Genomic DNA, 2,188 nt, shown 5'->3' with positions numbered 1-2,188 from the left:
CAGGTCATGATCGTCCTGCAGAACAACGCCCGCGCCGCCCTGGACCTGCCCGGCCTGACCGCCCACCCCCTCGACGGCGAAACCGGCGCCGCCAAATTCGACCTCGGCTTCAACTTCATCGAACGCAAGGACGCCGAGGGCGCTCCCGCCGGTGTCGAGGTGACGGTGGAGTACAGCGCGGACCTGTTCGACGAGGAGACGGTGGCGCGCCTGGCCCAGCGCCTGGTGCGGCTGTTGTCGCTGGGGGTCGCCGATCCGTCGATGCCGCTCAGCCAGCTCGACCTGCTCGAACCGCGTGAGTGGCGGCAGGTGCTGACCGAGTGGAACGACACCGGGCACGCCGTCGAGTCCGACGCGCCCGGCACCGTTCCCGAGGCGTTCGCCGCGCAGGCAGCGCGGACCCCGGACCGGCCCGCGGTCGCGGCCGAGGACGCCCACCTGACCTACGCCGAACTGGAGGAGCGCTCCACCGCCCTGGCCACGCTGCTCGCCGCCCGCGGAGTGCGCCGCGGCGACGTCGTCGCGGTCGCCGTGCCCCGCTCGGCCGCCCTGACCGTCGGGCACCTGGCGGTGCTACGGGCCGGCGCGGTGTGCCTGCCGGTGGAGACCGGTCACCCGGCCGGGCGGATCGCCTACCTGCTGGCCGACGCCGCGCCCGCCGCGATCGTCACCACCCGCGCCGCCCGGTCCGTCCTGCCCGGCACCGGGGCCGAGGTGGTCGTGGTCGACGAGCCCGGCACCGAGGAGGAGGCGGCCGCCCTGACCGCCGGCGCCGGCGCGCTGCCGGGCCCGCTGCCCGACTCCCCCGCCTACCTCGTCCACACCTCCGACCCGCAGGGCCGCCCGCGCGCCGTGGTCGTCCCCCACCGGGGCATCGTCAACCGGCTGCTGTGGATGCGGGACGCCCACCGGCTCGGCCCGGACGACCGGGTGCTGCACAAGGCCCCCGCGGACCTGGACGTCTCGGTCTGGGAGCTGCTCGCGCCGCTGGTGGCCGGCGCGGTCCAGGTGGTCGCCGAGCCCGGCAGCCACCGCGACCCGGTCCGCCTGGCCCGGCTGATCCGGCGCGCCGAGGTGACCACGGTCCACTTCGCGCCGTCCATGCTGGAGGTCTTCCTCGCCGAGCCCGAGGCCGCCCGGTGCACCGGGCTGCGCCGCGTCCTGGTGAGCGGCGAGGCGCTGCCCGCCGCGCTGCGCGACCGGTTCCGGGCGCTGGCGGCGGGGACGGAGCTGCACGTGCTGCACGGGCCGACCGAGGCGTCGTTCGACGCCCTGGCGTGGGACGGGACCACCGGGGCCGCCGGGGCGTACGCGCCGGCGGGCCGGCCGATCCGCAACACCCGGGCCTACGTGCTGGACGCCCACCTCGCGCCGCTGCCCGCCGGCAGCGGCGGTGAACTCTACGTCGGGGGCGTGCAGCTCGCGCACGGCTACCTGGGCCGGCCGGACCTGACCGCCGAGCGGTTCGTGGCCGACCCCTACGGCCCGCCCGGGTCGCGGCTCTACCGCACCGGCGACCTGGCCAGGATCACCCGGGACGGGACGGTCGAGCTCCTCGGCCGCGCCGACGACCGGATCACGGTCGGCGGCCGGCACGTCGAGCCCGGCGAGATCGAGCACGTCCTGGCCCGGCACCCCGCGGTCGGCGCGGCGGCCGTGGCCGCCCGGCCGGGGCCCGGTGGTGAGGCCGTGCTGGTGGCCTACCACACGCCCGCCGACCCGGCGGCCCCCGCGGACGCCGAGGCGCTGCGGGAGCACGCCGCGGCCGTCCTCCCGGACCACCTGGTGCCCGCGCACTCCATGGTGCTGGACGCCTTCCCGCGGACCGCGGACGGCCGGGTCGACCGCGCGGCGCTGCCCGAGCCGCGGCACAGCGCGGCGCGCGCTCCGCGCAACGACATCGAGCAGACGCTGTGCGGGCTGTTCGCCGAGCTGCTCGGCAAGCCGGTCGCCAGCATCGACGACAGCTTCTTCGATCTGGGCGGGCATTCGCTGCTGGCCACCCGGCTGGTGAGCCGGGTCCGCTCCACCTTCGGCATCGAGCTGCCCTTCCGGGACATCTTCGATGCGCAGACGGTGGCGGCGTTGGCGGAGCGGGTGGTGGACTCCACCGCCGGCGGACGCCCGCCGGTACGCCCGGCCGAACGCCCCGACCGGATACCGCTGTCCTTCGCCCAGCGCCGCCTGT

The 2,188-nt window shown here is 77.0% G+C and carries 1 protein-coding gene; it reads left to right on the top strand.

Features of this window, described 5'->3' with window-relative positions:
* Positions 1-6 precede the first annotated feature (6 nt).
* On the top strand, positions 7-2,188 hold a 2,182-nt coding region (locus tag QC029_RS30345; RefSeq protein WP_279559062.1), incomplete at its 3' end, for an amino acid adenylation domain-containing protein.

The sequence above is a fragment of the Streptomyces sp. DH37 genome, from assembly GCF_029813835.1.
GTDB lineage: Bacteria > Actinomycetota > Actinomycetes > Streptomycetales > Streptomycetaceae > Streptomyces.
This window is presented reverse-complemented; position numbering and strand designations above follow the sequence as displayed.